Origin of the sequence: Ureibacillus thermosphaericus, from assembly GCF_002370195.2 — a bacterium.
GTDB classification, from domain to species: domain Bacteria; phylum Bacillota; class Bacilli; order Bacillales_A; family Planococcaceae; genus Ureibacillus; species Ureibacillus thermosphaericus.
In genome coordinates, this window is sequence record NZ_AP018335.1 from 441,637 (window position 1) to 455,044 (window position 13,408).

The 13,408-nt window shown below is 36.2% G+C and carries 14 protein-coding genes; 5 read left to right on the top strand and 9 right to left on the bottom strand.

Annotated elements, in window-relative coordinates; all coding sequences use genetic code 11:
* Positions 1 to 42: 42 nt before the first annotated feature.
* From UtA1_RS02075 to UtA1_RS02105, 7 genes are read right to left on the bottom strand one after another with little or no spacing between them, the layout of a single operon-like run.
* The gene (locus UtA1_RS02075) at positions 43 to 426 is read right to left on the bottom strand and encodes a Na+/H+ antiporter subunit G (RefSeq protein ID WP_096549900.1); all 384 of its coding nucleotides are present in this window, start codon (positions 424 to 426) and stop codon (positions 43 to 45) included.
* Positions 404 to 688, bottom strand: a complete 285-nt coding sequence (locus UtA1_RS02080) for a Na(+)/H(+) antiporter subunit F1 (RefSeq protein WP_096549901.1) — start codon at positions 686 to 688, stop codon at positions 404 to 406. The genes UtA1_RS02075 and UtA1_RS02080 overlap by 23 nt, the downstream gene beginning before the upstream one ends.
* Positions 688 to 1,170, bottom strand: coding sequence for a Na+/H+ antiporter subunit E (locus UtA1_RS02085; RefSeq protein WP_096549902.1), 483 nt, complete (start codon positions 1,168 to 1,170; stop codon positions 688 to 690). Before UtA1_RS02085 ends, UtA1_RS02080 begins: the two co-directional genes overlap by 1 nt.
* Positions 1,171 to 1,181: 11 nt before the next feature.
* Positions 1,182 to 2,663: a Na+/H+ antiporter subunit D gene (locus UtA1_RS02090; protein ID WP_096549903.1), complete on the bottom strand. Its 1,482-nt coding sequence runs from the start codon at positions 2,661 to 2,663 to the stop codon at positions 1,182 to 1,184.
* On the bottom strand, positions 2,656 to 2,994 hold the full coding sequence (locus UtA1_RS02095) for a Na(+)/H(+) antiporter subunit C (protein WP_016837586.1): 339 nt from the start codon (positions 2,992 to 2,994) through the stop codon (positions 2,656 to 2,658). Before UtA1_RS02095 ends, UtA1_RS02090 begins: the two co-directional genes overlap by 8 nt.
* 3 nt (positions 2,995 to 2,997) lie before the next feature.
* Positions 2,998 to 3,420, bottom strand: coding sequence for a Na(+)/H(+) antiporter subunit B (locus tag UtA1_RS02100; RefSeq protein ID WP_016837585.1), 423 nt, complete (start codon positions 3,418 to 3,420; stop codon positions 2,998 to 3,000).
* Positions 3,410 to 5,818: a Na+/H+ antiporter subunit A gene (locus UtA1_RS02105; protein WP_096549904.1), complete on the bottom strand. Its 2,409-nt coding sequence runs from the start codon at positions 5,816 to 5,818 to the stop codon at positions 3,410 to 3,412. The genes UtA1_RS02100 and UtA1_RS02105 overlap by 11 nt, the downstream gene beginning before the upstream one ends.
* 229 nt (positions 5,819 to 6,047) lie before the next feature.
* Here UtA1_RS02105 and UtA1_RS02110 point away from each other — a divergent pair, with 229 nt between their 5' ends.
* On the top strand, positions 6,048 to 6,731 hold the full coding sequence (locus UtA1_RS02110) for an adenine nucleotide alpha hydrolase family protein (RefSeq protein WP_026019010.1): 684 nt from the start codon (positions 6,048 to 6,050) through the stop codon (positions 6,729 to 6,731).
* A 105-nt stretch (positions 6,732 to 6,836) separates the two neighbouring features.
* The gene (locus UtA1_RS02115; RefSeq protein WP_016837581.1) at positions 6,837 to 7,565 is read left to right on the top strand and encodes a DUF421 domain-containing protein; all 729 of its coding nucleotides are present in this window, start codon (positions 6,837 to 6,839) and stop codon (positions 7,563 to 7,565) included.
* 45 nt (positions 7,566 to 7,610) lie between these two features.
* On the opposite strand, the gene UtA1_RS02120 is transcribed toward UtA1_RS02115, so the two are convergent.
* The gene (locus UtA1_RS02120) at positions 7,611 to 8,309 is read right to left on the bottom strand and encodes a CBS domain-containing protein (protein WP_096549905.1); all 699 of its coding nucleotides are present in this window, start codon (positions 8,307 to 8,309) and stop codon (positions 7,611 to 7,613) included.
* Positions 8,310 to 8,550: 241 nt separating this feature from the next.
* On the opposite strand from UtA1_RS02120, the gene UtA1_RS02125 reads away from it, so the two are divergent.
* From UtA1_RS02125 to UtA1_RS02135, 3 genes are all read left to right on the top strand, one after another.
* Positions 8,551 to 9,471, top strand: coding sequence for an EamA family transporter (locus UtA1_RS02125; RefSeq protein WP_016837579.1), 921 nt, complete (start codon positions 8,551 to 8,553; stop codon positions 9,469 to 9,471).
* Positions 9,472 to 9,538: 67 nt separating this feature from the next.
* On the top strand, positions 9,539 to 11,062 hold the full coding sequence (argH, locus tag UtA1_RS02130; RefSeq protein WP_172597900.1) for an argininosuccinate lyase: 1,524 nt from the start codon (positions 9,539 to 9,541) through the stop codon (positions 11,060 to 11,062).
* The gene (locus UtA1_RS02135) at positions 11,059 to 11,994 is read left to right on the top strand and encodes an N-acetylglucosamine kinase (protein ID WP_016837577.1); all 936 of its coding nucleotides are present in this window, start codon (positions 11,059 to 11,061) and stop codon (positions 11,992 to 11,994) included. Before argH ends, UtA1_RS02135 begins: the two co-directional genes overlap by 4 nt.
* Positions 11,995 to 12,078: 84 nt before the next feature.
* Here UtA1_RS02135 and UtA1_RS02140 read toward each other — a convergent pair whose 3' ends face one another.
* Positions 12,079 to 13,344 carry a transglutaminase domain-containing protein gene (locus UtA1_RS02140; protein ID WP_016837576.1) on the bottom strand — a complete coding sequence of 422 codons (1,266 nt, stop codon included), beginning with the start codon at positions 13,342 to 13,344 and terminating at the stop codon, positions 12,079 to 12,081.
* Positions 13,345 to 13,408 lie beyond the last annotated feature (64 nt).

Below are 13,408 nucleotides of genomic sequence, written 5' to 3' on the forward strand. Positions count from 1 at the left end.
TCATTATATTATTTCTTTACAATTAGACAATCAAGTACGAACTTACTCTGATTGTTTAGTTGGTAAAGGTTCTTTCTCTCCAAATAATACTGGCTTTAATTCGTCTTCACCTGAACCCTCAGCTAGTGGCACACCAGAGCGATAGGCTGCTCGTATCACAAGATGAGTGGATACCGGTGAAGTGATAAATACAAATAGAATTCCTAACAACAATCGAACACTTATATATCCATCTTGAACCCAAATGTAAAAGAATGAACCCACTAAACACGATAGAACAGCTAGTGTAGCGCTTTTTGCTACAGCGTGAGCACGAGTATATACATCAGGAAAACGAAGCATTCCAAATGCGCTAATCACACTAATGATTGAGCCAATGAAAATAATGATGACACTGAACCACTCAATGATCTGACTTACGCTCAATAATGACACCTCTCTCTATATATTTAGAAAAAGCAATTGTCCCAATAAACGCTAAAATCCCTAATATTAAAATCGCTTCTAAAAAGGCAGTCGTTTTTAATAAGATTGAAAGTATAGCCATTGATGAAATCAAATTAACACCAATTGTATCAAGAGCAATTGCTCGGTCGGGCATTGTTGGGCCTTTAATAATTCGAATTAAATGTAGTGCAATAGCAACCATGAACAAGACTAGAGAAATTAGCAATATCGTATCGATCATTAACGAGACACCTCCAATATCACGGTCTCAAATCTTCCTAATGAGCGAATTAAGTCTTCCTTCTGTCCAATATCCATCGCATGAATATACAATTCATCCCCAGATTCTGATATCTCCATCACTACAGAACCAGGAGTTAATGTTAACAACAACGAAAGAGCCGTTACTTCCCAATCATTTTTCAATATTGTCTTGTACTTAAAAATACCCGGTGTAATTTTTAAATTGGGAGTTAAAATTTGCTTCATTACAACAAAACCTGAAACAATAAGTTCTCTAAAGAATATCACCACAAGTTTCATAATTTTCATAGCTCGAACTAAATAAAATTGTGTGCCAAAAAATCGATGCATTACATAAAGAATTCCTATCCCAACGATAAAACCGGTATTAAAAGTCGAAAGTGTCGGTGTAGGCTCGTCTTTGAACAATAGCCAAAGAAGCGCTATAAACAAATTTAAAATAAATTGGGCAAAAAACACCTTCCCACCCCCTAACTTTCACTTAAAATAGCATCAATATAGATAGATGGATTAACAAGGATATTTGTCGCATTTTGTACATAAACTAATAGCTGTTCTGCACCTAGACCAATTGCAATCATGCAAAGGGCTAATGCAACAAAGGAAGCCATTGAAGAGATCGGTAGCGGTTTTTTATCTTCATTTGTTATAATCGTTTCTCCAAAGAACGAACTTAGGAAGATTTTTAACAATGAAAATAACACGACAAGACTTGATGCAAATCCAAGAAATAATAATACATAGGATCCAGCTTCAATCGCCCCTTTACCAATCAACACTTTTCCTACAAACCCGCTAAGCGGTGGAATTCCTACTAAAGCTAACATCGTTAAAAAATAAATCCAGCCAAATAATGGATAATTTCGAATGAGTCCACTCATATGATCTATTAACTTTTCACCCGTTAAGTAAACCATCATCCCTACTAGTAAAAACAATAACGCTTTTGCTACCATGTCATGTATTAAGTAATACACAGAACCTGCAATTGCTGATTCCGTGCCAACTGCTAAACCAATTAAAATGAAACCTACAGCAATTACAATATTGTAGGCTGCAATTGTTAATACATTTCGTGAAGCAAGCGCACCCATACATCCTAAAATAATCGTTGCTCCTGCAAAAATTCCGATAATTGTATGAGTCACTTCTGGTTGATGCGGAAACATTAATGTAAAAGTTCGAATCAATGCATACACGCCAACTTTTGTTAGCAGCGCTGCAAATAATGCTTGTACAGCAGTAGGCGGCACAACATAAGAACCTGGCAACCAGAAAAATAGCACTAATCCAGCCTTTAAACTGAATACAATAAACAATACAAGCGCCACAGTTGTTAGCATTGGATCTTGTCCGGCTTCAGCAACTCGCTCGGCTATATGCGCCATATTCAGCGTTTTCACTGTACTGTATAAATAAGCGAGAGCAATTAGGAAAATAGAAGATCCAATAACGTTTATTAATACATATTTTAATGACTCTCGAAGTTGTACCTTTTCCCCTCCCAATGCCACCAGCACGTACGACGCCATTAACATGACTTCAAAACAAACGAATAGATTAAAGATATCCCCTGTTAAGAAGGATCCATTTACTCCGCCAACTAACAATAAAACAAACGAATAGATGAACATATTTTCATGCCGTTCGCCTATCGTTGAAAAAGCGTAAAGTAAACAGAACACCGTGACAATGCTTGAGGTTAATACCATTAACACTGAAAAAGTATCGGCGACAAACAAAATTCCAAAAGGTGGTTTCCAGCCACTAAAGTCCAATTTTATAATTCCTTCTCTTTGTACAAGCTCTAACAAAAAGAATGATATGATACTAACTGCAATCATCGTGGTAATCGTAATCATTCTTTGTACTACTATATAATTTCTCAAAAATACCAAAATAACTGCAGTAAATATTGGAATAATCAGTGGCAATACTATGATGTTATTCATCTGACATTCCTCTCAATTCGTTAAAATCATCTGAGCCATTCGTTTTATATGTTCGATAAGCTAAAACAAGTAAAAATGCAGTCGTAGCAAAGCTAATAACAATGGCAGTTAAAATCAACGCTTGAGGCAATGCATCAGTAAATGGACCATCTCCATGTCCAAGCAGTGGCACGTTGCCTGTTTTTAATCCCCCTGACGTCATAATGAGCAAATTAACTGCATGGGATAGCACCGCAGTGCCGATAATGATACGAATCATATTTCGAGAGAGGATTAAATAGGTTGCCACAGAAACGAGAATTCCAATAAGTATAATCATTACTTGCTCCATTCACTACTCATCCTCACTTATACTTAAAATCATCGTAACTAGCGTACCAATTACGGTTAATGCAACCCCCGCCTCAAACAACGTTACGGTTGTTAAGTGTTTATCACCTATAAACGGAAATTGAAAATGCCCGTCTGTTTGAGATAAAAAAGGCACGTCTAAATAAATTGCTCCAAGACCTGTTCCCGTTGCAATCAACACACCAAGAGCAGCTACTTTCTTAAAATCAAAGGGCATTTTTTTTTGGATAGTGTCGATATCGTACGTTACATAGAGCAAAATAATCCCGGAAGCGAGAACAAGCCCCCCTATAAACCCTCCTCCCGGTGCATTATGACCCGAGAAAAAAAGATATACACCAAGAGTGAGGATGATGAAAATTACTACTTTTACAACCGTCCGCAATATCACATCATTAATTCTCATTCGTTCCCCCTCCTTTTGCTTTTAGCTTGATGAGGGTGTATACGCCTAAACCTGCGATAAATAATACAACCACTTCGAGCATCGTATCGAATGCACGGAAGTCTCCTAAAATTGTGTTTACAATATTTTTCCCACCAGCTAACTCATACGAATCGTTAAAGAAATAAGAAATGGTGATAAATTTTTCATAATTGAGAGCAGCAAAACCTACTAAAGTTACCGTTGCCCCTACAGCTAACGATATGAAAATATTTCTCATTTTTATCCATTTCGGTTGAATCTCTTTTCTTATTTCTGGCAAATGTCTAAAACAAATTAAATAGAGTACCGTTGAAACGGATTCAACGACAAGCTGTGTTAAGGCTAAATCAGGAGCTCGGAAAACAATAAAGAAAAAGGCAACTGAATATCCTAATACACTACTAAGAAATACGGTTGTTATACGAGATTTCGCAAACAATATACCAACGGACGAGGCAATCATAATCAACACTAAAATGATTTCAAATACTTCTAATGACTCCCTATCGACAGGGCTCCAAGAAAATATATCAGTTTGGAGGAAATATCCACCGACAATCATTAAAAACGCTAGAAAAATGTAGACAAAATAATCTGTCAAATTACCTGTCATGTATCGACCGGTAACGCGATTCGAAAAAGATTCACTAAATGAAATGCCATTATTAAATAGTGAATTTAATGATAAATTTTGAGGAAGTGCTCGATAAATTGGCTTCCAACGTTTCAATAATCTGTAAAGTAAAATTCCGACAACGATTACAAAAATCGTCATCCATAGTTCAGGACTAAATATTCCATGCCAAGCATGTATATGCGGCGTTAATTCTTGCGTTGTTGGAAAAGTAGGATAAATACTTGCCATCGCAGGTCTTAAAATATAATGGCCTAGTAGATTTGGGAAAAAGAAAATTCCAACCACAAAAACGATGAGCGTATAAGGAGATATTAACATTCCAATCGGTGCTTCATGAGGATGTTTTGCTAATAGATGCAGCTGAACTTTACCAAAGAATGTTTTACCCACAATAATTAGACAGTAAACAAAAGTAAAGACGCTCGCAATCCATGCAACAATTGGAATTAGAAAACCTATACTATCTAAAGAAAAAATATTTAAATCTTGTATATGAAGGGTTGCAGCAAAGAACATTTCCTTGCTTAAAAATCCGTTAAATGGAGGAAGCCCTGCCATTGAAAAACTACCGATAAGTGCGATTGTGAAGGTTAACGGCATAAACGACATAAGTCCACCGAGCCTACGAATGTCGCGCGTCCCTAATTCGTGGTCGATAATTCCGACCATCATAAACAGTGCACCTTTAAAAGTGGAATGGTTTATTAAATGGAAGATGGCTGCAAATGCCGCTTGTGTATAAATAATCGTTTCCGAAGAATTACCTAAGTAGACTGCCACAGAACCCATACCTAATAAACTCATGATAAGCCCGAGCTGACTTACTGTCGAAAAGGCGAGCAACGCTTTTAAGTCCACCTGTTTTACAGCATTGAAGGAACCCCAAAACAACGTAAACAACCCAACGCCTGTTACTAACCAGAACCATAACGCCTCACCACCAAAAACAGGTGTGAGTCTTGCCACTAAATAAATTCCTGCTTTTACCATTGTCGCAGAATGCAAATAAGCACTCACAGGTGTTGGAGCTTCCATCGCATCCGGCAACCAAATATAAAATGGAAATTGTGCAGACTTTGTAAATGCACCTAATAAAATCAATACAAGTGCTGGTACAAACAATGCGTGTTCTTGTATCGCTTCCACATTTCCAATAATCTCACGGATGCTTAATGTTTTTGACATCTCATAGAGCATCAAAAAACCTGCTAGCATAGAAATACCGCCGGCAACCGTAATGATCATTGATTTTCTTGCCCCAGCTCGTGAAGCTTTTCGGTGATGCCAATATGCAATTAGTAAAAACGATGAAACACTTGTTAGCTCCCAAAATCCATATAAAACCATTAAATTATCAGAAAGAACAACCCCTAACATTGCCCCCATAAACAGTAACAGGTAACAATAAAAATGGTATAGCTGTTCGCTTCTGGATAAATAAAAAATCGAGTACAAAATAACTAAACTTCCTACTGCGGTAATGAGTAAACTAAAAATTAAGCTGAGTCCATCTAAATAAGTAGTGAAATGAATACCTAACGAGGGGATCCACTCATGAGTGAAAGCAACAACTTCACCGTCAGATATACGAGGGATGTATGTAGTTAAAAAAAGGAATAATATAAAAGAGACACTCAATACGAGCCATCCTATATATTTTTTGCTAATAAACCTGTATAATACAGGAGTCAATGCAGCAAAAATAAACGGAGTAAGGATGATGGCAACATCAACTGTCACAAGTTCTCTCCTCCCATTACTATATTTACTTGACGAAAACAAATCTACGTAGCATAATAATGTGTCAATAACAATATATACTATTGAATTAAAATGCTAATAACTTAGAAAAATTTAATCCTAGCTACAATTTTAAGTATATAATAAAGCAATTTGTATTTCATTGATTTTGACTGAAAAATAAAGAAGTCTGTTATGATATTAATTTAAGAGGTGCTAATATAAAATGATGAATGGTGTCAAAAAGCAAGCGGATGAAAGTATTTTAGTTTGCGTTTATTATGGATTAAACGGTGAGCGACTCATTCGTAGAGGTCATAAGCTTGCTAGTTTGCTTAATTGTCCATTATATATATTAACGGTTGATTCAAAACCTCTAGACAATTTTGATGCTGAAAAATCCGGTTATATTGAACGTTGGACCGAGTTAGCAAATGAACTAGGGGTTGAAGAATTTATCATTCGGGACAACGAAAAAAGACCGATTCAAAAAGTAATAGCTGAAGTAGCTAGAGAATATAATATTTCCCAAATTATTGTTGGTCAAAGCGCTCAAAGTCGATGGGAAGAGATCACAAAAGGTTCCTTTCTCAATGTATTATTAAAAGAAATTCCTTTTGCAGACTTCCATATCGTTGCAGTAAGCCGACCTACTGAAGATGAGGGCATCGACATGTATGAAAAAGGTGTCCGCGCTTTCATCGTGTCGGAGGGTGAACAATATAAAATTGTATTTACTTGCCCAAAATCCCGCTTTATAGAAGGAATCTTCTTTAAAGAAATTGGCACAGACTTTGATAATGGGATTTTCCGTTTTTCTTACAACAATAAAATGCATGAGTTGAAAATTGAAGAAGACTTCGTATTAAATCCTGAAAAAATTCCAGATGAATATAAACATTACTTAGTGTAAATTTCTCCATTAAAACAGAAGCGTAATAGCGCTTCTGTTATTTTTTTGCATAATCTTGCTTATTCAGCTCATTCTAAATTGAGAAATGAAAGGAGTGGATTCACAATGGAAAATTTTTGGGAAGTTAATTTTTGGCAAATTGTTATCCGAAGTATTGTTGCCTTTAATGTCATCTTAGTGTTAGCAAGAATTATTGGAAAAAAACAATTAAGTCAACTAACTTTCTTCCATTACATCACTGGTATTACTATCGGATCAATTGCTGGTGAAATTACAACGCAAATTGACACTCCTTTTTTTGACGGTATCGTTGCCCTATTATGCTGGACTGCTCTTACTCTCATTATGAGTTTTATTGCAATGAAATCAACTAAAATTCGTGTTCTTGTTGATGATCGTCCTACAATTTTAATTCAAAATGGCGTCATCAATCAAAATGGTTTAAAAAGAGCAAGACTTCACACCGATGAATTAGCAATGTTATTACGTGAAGAAGGCGTTTTTTCATTTGATGAGGTCCATTATGCAGTGTTTGAAACCAATGGTGAATTGAGTGTATTAAAAAAACCTGCTAGAAGTCCCGCTACGAAACAAGACGTCAAAGCGGATTGTTCAATTCCCCCTTACTTCCCAACCGAAGTCATTTCCGATGGGAAGATTGTGAAGAAAAATCTCTCCGAATTAAACTTAACTGAAGAATGGCTGCTAAATAAGCTAAAAAAGAAGAACATCAAAAATATAAAAGATGTTTTTTTCGCACAAGTTTTAGAAAACGGTTCTTTATATGTTTCACTTTATAATGATAAGAAAGGTTTGTCCAAAAAAGCCAATTAAGGACAAACCTTTTATTCATATTGTCTAGATTGGAGATATGTATAATTATGGCACTTTCATCAAATCAAGGGGGGTAATGATACCTATTAACTTCTGATGAGGTTTACCATGTTCCGTAATGAGCAAAGCGTCATATCGCTTACCCCTTTCAACACCTTCTTTAAAAAGCTCCTTGGCATGATATACAGTTAAATACCGACTAATAAACTTATAGTTTACTCGCTTTTTTTCGTAATGCAATATATCTTTCATAGTTGGCATTTCGTAAACTAAGATTTTATGATTTGCTACATCCGCTAACCAGTTGGTAATACCTACTGTAGTAACGAGACCTTGGAATTCCTTCCCTTCATATATCGGGAATTGAGTATATTTTCGTTGTTGAACGATGTCTAATGCTTCTTTTAATGAATCTGTCGTCTGAAAAGTAACTACTTTTTTTCGAAAAACTTGTCCTACTATACTTGGTCGATCTAATAGTTGATCTATGTACTCGATGCGTTCAACAACTTGTATATGAGGCTCAGCAATGACAAACTCCTCAGATACTCGATGATGCACAATTACATTTCGCAAATCTGCAAAAGTACGTAAATCATCTTCATATTTTTTTACTAACGGACTTTTCTTTTTTGCCAATTCAATTAGGCGATAAAAGGGCAAGTGCTCTCTTGCCTTTACGATTTTTCTCAAAGTGAATGTAATTCGATTAAACGCTAACAGGAAACGATCGGAATTTTTCAATTTTGATACACCACTTCCCTAGTAGATTACTAGTTTCTATTATATTCTAAAATTTTAATCAATTAGAAATCTGTTATTATACTAGCACCCTTATTTTCCGAAAATATCAAAATTTGCTATACTTTTAATTATGATAAAGCAAGCTTTCAACAATCATTAAAGAATGCTTCATAAATGAAATTTGTATCGATTATGAAGGAATTCTAGACGACAAAAAAATTGTTAAGTAGGTTAAGACATCATGAAAATGAATTTTATTTACCCTTTACTTATCATTATTGGAGCTAGTAGTTACGGAATACTTTCAACCATTATTAAAGTAGCAATGGGTTATGGATTTACACCCGATGAAGCTGTCACAAGCCAATATCTGATTGGATTTTGTTTAGCGTTGTTATTATTTGTCTTTACTAAAAGAAAAGTTCCTAAGCTTAAAAAAGAGGAATTCATTACCTTAATATTTGCTGGAATTTTTACAGGTACAACCGGCATTGTTTACGGTAAGTCTTTAAATTACTTACCGGCATCTCTCGCCGTTGTATTGCTCTTCCAATTCACATGGATTGGCATCCTGATAGACTGTATCTTGCGAAAAAGATGGCCGAACCGCCCGGAAATCATTTCCCTAGTCATTCTTTTTATCGGAACGCTGCTTGCCGCTGGAGTGTTTGATGCCGATTTATCAAACATTCACTGGCTAGGTTGGTTTTTTGGTTTTTGTTCAGCTATTAGCTTTGCGATTTTCTTACAAATCAATTCAAAAACAATACAAGGTATTACAACAACCGAAAGAACACTATTTACATCCTTTTTCGCCCTTATCTTGATTAGCATCTTCTTGTCACCAGAAATAGTATGGAACGGTATATTAATAAGAGAGGGGCTTTGGAAATTTGGCTTAATACTCGGTTTCTTTGGAACGATTTTGCCGATTTTCCTACTTGCAACTGCTGTGCCAAAAGTCGGCGGAGGTCTTGCTTCCATCTTAAGCGCCATGGAATTACCAGTTGCTGTCATCGCTTCTGTCATTGTATTGCATGAACCTATTACTCAGTTACAAATTATCGGCATTATTCTTATTTTAACGGGAATCGCGCTGCCAACCGTCATCTCTCAAAGGCAGTCAATGAAATATATTGAAGAGAAGTCAGAAGCCAGTTAATTATTTAGAAGCCAATACCTCTCTTCAAATTACCTTTTTAGCAATAATACTGGGGGCGATTATTGTGATGTTCCATGAGTATAAAAGCCGCATCCATGAATACGAAGGCACTCAATTTCCTTCAAATAGTTATCGAAAAATCGTGCTTCAACCTGCCTATGAAGAAGCAAAAAAACATTTCCTAAAATCAATGGTGCAAATACATATTGCCCATTTAAAAATGCTGGAAGAACAACAACTTGTATCAAAAGATGATGTAAAAAAAATCGGTTTTGCCATTAGTCAACTCGACTTGGAATATTATGAAAAGCAAGATTACAAACCTCAATTTGAAGATTTGTTTTTCCGAATTGAAAATAAACTGATGGAGATTGCTGGAGATGTAGCGGGAAATTTGCATATTGGAAGAAGTCGAAACGATATGGGGATTGCCATTTATCGTATGACAATACGAGAAAAACTTCTTGCCCTTATGGAAGAATTAGTAACTTTGCGAACTTCACTCATCGCCTTTGCATTAGAACACGTAGATACCATCATGATCGGCTATACTCATACACAACAAGCCCAACCAACAACTTTCGCTCACTACTTAAAGGCTGTTATTGACCAACTTACAAGAGATTTTAAACGCATGCAACATGCTTATGCAACGGTAAATCGAAGCAGCATGGGAGCCGCCGCATTAACGACAACAGGTTTCCACATTAATCGCCAACGAATGCAAGAACTGCTCGCTTTTGATGATTTAGTGGAAAATGCATGGGATGCTGTGGCCGGAGCTGATTATATTGCTGAAACAGCTAGTGTTGTGCAACTTGCCGCATTAAATCTTGGACGTACCGCACAAGACTTCTTACAATGGGCAACACAAGAATTTAATGCAATCAGTCTTGCCAGTCCATATGTTCAAGTCAGCTCCATTATGCCACAAAAGCGAAATCCCGTTTCAATAGAACACACCCGTTCACTACTCTCATCGGTTGTAGGGGATGCTTCCACAGTCTTACAAATGATTCATAACACTCCATTCGGGGATATTGTTGATACGGAAGATGATATGCAGCCTTACATTTGGCGTGCAATGGAGAAGCTGCGTGGAATCTATAAACTATTTGGCAGTTTAGTAGTGACAATGGATGTCAACAAAGAAAAATTATTAGAGCGAGCTGAAAGAAGTTTTGCCAACGTTACCCAACTAGCTGATACCCTCGTCATTACTGAAAACATTTCCTTCCGACAATCACATGCAATCGTTTCAAACTGTGTTCGTGCTTTGCTAAAAAATAATAAAGATTCCATTGAAGATTTAACATGGGAGCTAGTCAACGAAAAATGCATTGAACTGACTGATAAGCCATTAAACATTTCTAAAGAAGAATTCTATCAATCTTTAAAACCTACACATTTCGTCAATATTCGAAAATTACCAGGTGGCCCTGCTCCCATGACAATGAGAAAATCGCTCTTAAAAGCAAAAAGGGAAACCCCTTTACTGAATAGATGGATTCAGATTAAAAAGGATGCAATTTTACAAAGTGAAAAACGTTTGCAACAATATTTAGATGAATGGAGCAAACAGGAAACATGAATCAGTATATTTTAGCCATTGATGGTGGAGCGACAAAAACCACTTTGTCATTGAGAGATGCTAGTGGAAAGGTATATTTCGAAAAAACATCAACAAGTACAAATTACCAAGCCATTGGCGCAGAAAAGGTAGAAAAAGTATTAACTAATCTATTAAATGAGGCTTATAAAGCTACAGGCATACTGGACATTGCAGTTGCTACCTTTGCCATTGCAGGTGTTGATACACAAAACGGGCTTGCAATAGTTCAACAAATTATCCATCGAAGTTGTGGAAACTCACCCTTCTCTATTCGTCGTACAATTGTTGAAAATGATGTACAGTCCACATTAATAGGATTAACTGGCGGAAAAGCAGGTGCCCTCCTCATTTCAGGTACTGGTTCTGCTGCTTATGCTACAGATGGTCAAGGAAGGATTGAACGCTCTGGTGGATGGGGACATCGGGTTGGAGATGAAGGAAGCGGTTATTGGATTGGAAGAGAGATTTTAAATACGATTTTTCGCTCTGAAGATGGCCGTCTTGAGAAACCTACCGTCCTCACTGACCTAGTTTACGACATGTTACAAATAGACAATATTGAACAACTTAATGATTGGATCTATCAACCAGATTATACAAATGCTCAAGTCGCTAACATTTCGAAAATCCTAACGAAAGCTATTTCCCTTGGAGACGAGCAAGCCATTCAAATCGCTTGCAACGCGGCGAAAGAATTATCGATCATGACAAACGCGGTATTACGGAAAATTGAACCGATTGGTGAAGATTTTATCGTTTACTTAAACGGTGGCATATTGAAACATAATCCGATCATCTTAAATGTCTTTAAAGATTATGTGAAAAAAATATATCCATATATTTCTTTCCATTTATGCACTCAAAATCCGATAGACTATATTGCCAACAGGGCACTTAGTTCATTAAAATAATAGTGGTTTTTCAATTTCGATCAAGTCGGTCGGTACGTTATGACTGGGGCTAACTGGAAGCCCCTTTTTTGTTTCGGTAAATCATCAAAAATTTCGTATCTCCATTTTTTTCAACCCTTCGTCCGTTGCGAATATTAAATAACCATCTTCAACCAATAAGTCACTAACCTTTTCCCGATAGATAATGGATTCATCTGAACCATCAGTGCGTATTCTTGCAAGGTATGCACCCTTTGAATAGTTGCTGAAAAAAATCCATTCACCTAACCCCACGATATATTGTGCTCTACTCTTTGTTAATCGTTTATTTTCCCCGGTCGATAAATTTAATCGATATAAACGATGATCATCCGCAATATTGCTGTAGTAAATATAACCATCCTTTTCATAAGCATGGTCAATTTTCGACATCACAGTGTATTTTTTACTTATCGCCTTAGGATAATCCGCTTCATTCCAACGATGATCAAGTTTCATTGTCGCATCATCAAGGAGAAAATATTGATATCTCACTGCATTACCACGATCAGGTACTGGATCATTCCATGTAGTATCAAGATGATACCATTCCCCATCTACTTTCACTAAGTTCCATGCATGAGGACCTGTATGCACTTCTCCAACTACATATAACGTTTCAATCCCTAAATCTCTTAGCATTTTTAATGCAAGAAGCGCGTATCCTTGGCAAACTCCTTTATTTTCTTTTAACACTGCACATGCACTATGAGGACTTAACGATGTGTCCGTACTATAAACTGTATTTTTTACTATATAATCATTAACAAATTTGACCTTTTCAAAGTCCGACATGGAGTTTACATCGACGCTTGCTAAAATGGCTGCTATTCGTTCATCCACATATTGCTCATGCACAGCATTTGTTAAATATTGTTGCTGCACTTTAATTTTCGCTTTATATTTTCCATATTCATATTCAATTTTTCGATCACTCAAATGCCCTAAAATATAATGATCTCGATTAGAAGCTTCTTCTACTGCTTGTTGAATGATATGTTCAATATCGCTTGTGCTTCCAACATAATGTATTTCAAAGTTTGTTTCCCAATGACTAAAATGATAAAAAAATGCATCTGCTAACTCTTCAACAGATTGCACTTTTTCCGGTAAGTGAACGGTAGCTTGTAAAGCGGATATGGTTGAAGCTGTTTCGTAAATTGTTTCCTTCGCCGTTTTTCCTATCTCTGAAATATTTATGTTCTCCATGGTTGTTATAGCAGAATTGATATCAAGCCAGTTAACTATTTCATCCCAAATTTGTTTGGACAAATCATATGCTGGTTTAATCATGACAAGGAGAATAACAAGAATTATCAATCGCTTTAACAATTACCTTCACCACCTAACACAATAAATTTCTAAGTTCCTTCTCTTTCCTACAAGTATTGCCATT

Bases quoted from the DNA above. Each gene is read 5' to 3' on its own strand.
- UtA1_RS02115 (WP_016837581.1), top strand. From the start codon at position 6,837: ATGGAAAATTTTTGGGAAGTTAATTTTTGGCAAATTGTTATCCGAAGT.
- UtA1_RS02125 (WP_016837579.1), top strand. From the start codon at position 8,551: ATGAAAATGAATTTTATTTACCCTTTACTTATCATTATTGGAGCTAGT.
- UtA1_RS02100 (WP_016837585.1), bottom strand. From the start codon at position 3,420: ATGAGAATTAATGATGTGATATTGCGGACGGTTGTAAAAGTAGTAATT.
- UtA1_RS02080 (WP_096549901.1), bottom strand. From the start codon at position 688: ATGATCGATACGATATTGCTAATTTCTCTAGTCTTGTTCATGGTTGCT.
- UtA1_RS02090 (WP_096549903.1), bottom strand. From the start codon at position 2,663: ATGAATAACATCATAGTATTGCCACTGATTATTCCAATATTTACTGCA.
- UtA1_RS02095 (WP_016837586.1), bottom strand. From the start codon at position 2,994: ATGGAGCAAGTAATGATTATACTTATTGGAATTCTCGTTTCTGTGGCA.
- argH (WP_172597900.1), top strand. From the start codon at position 9,539: ATGTTCCATGAGTATAAAAGCCGCATCCATGAATACGAAGGCACTCAA.
- UtA1_RS02110 (WP_026019010.1), top strand. From the start codon at position 6,048: ATGAATGGTGTCAAAAAGCAAGCGGATGAAAGTATTTTAGTTTGCGTT.
- UtA1_RS02135 (WP_016837577.1), top strand. From the start codon at position 11,059: ATGAATCAGTATATTTTAGCCATTGATGGTGGAGCGACAAAAACCACT.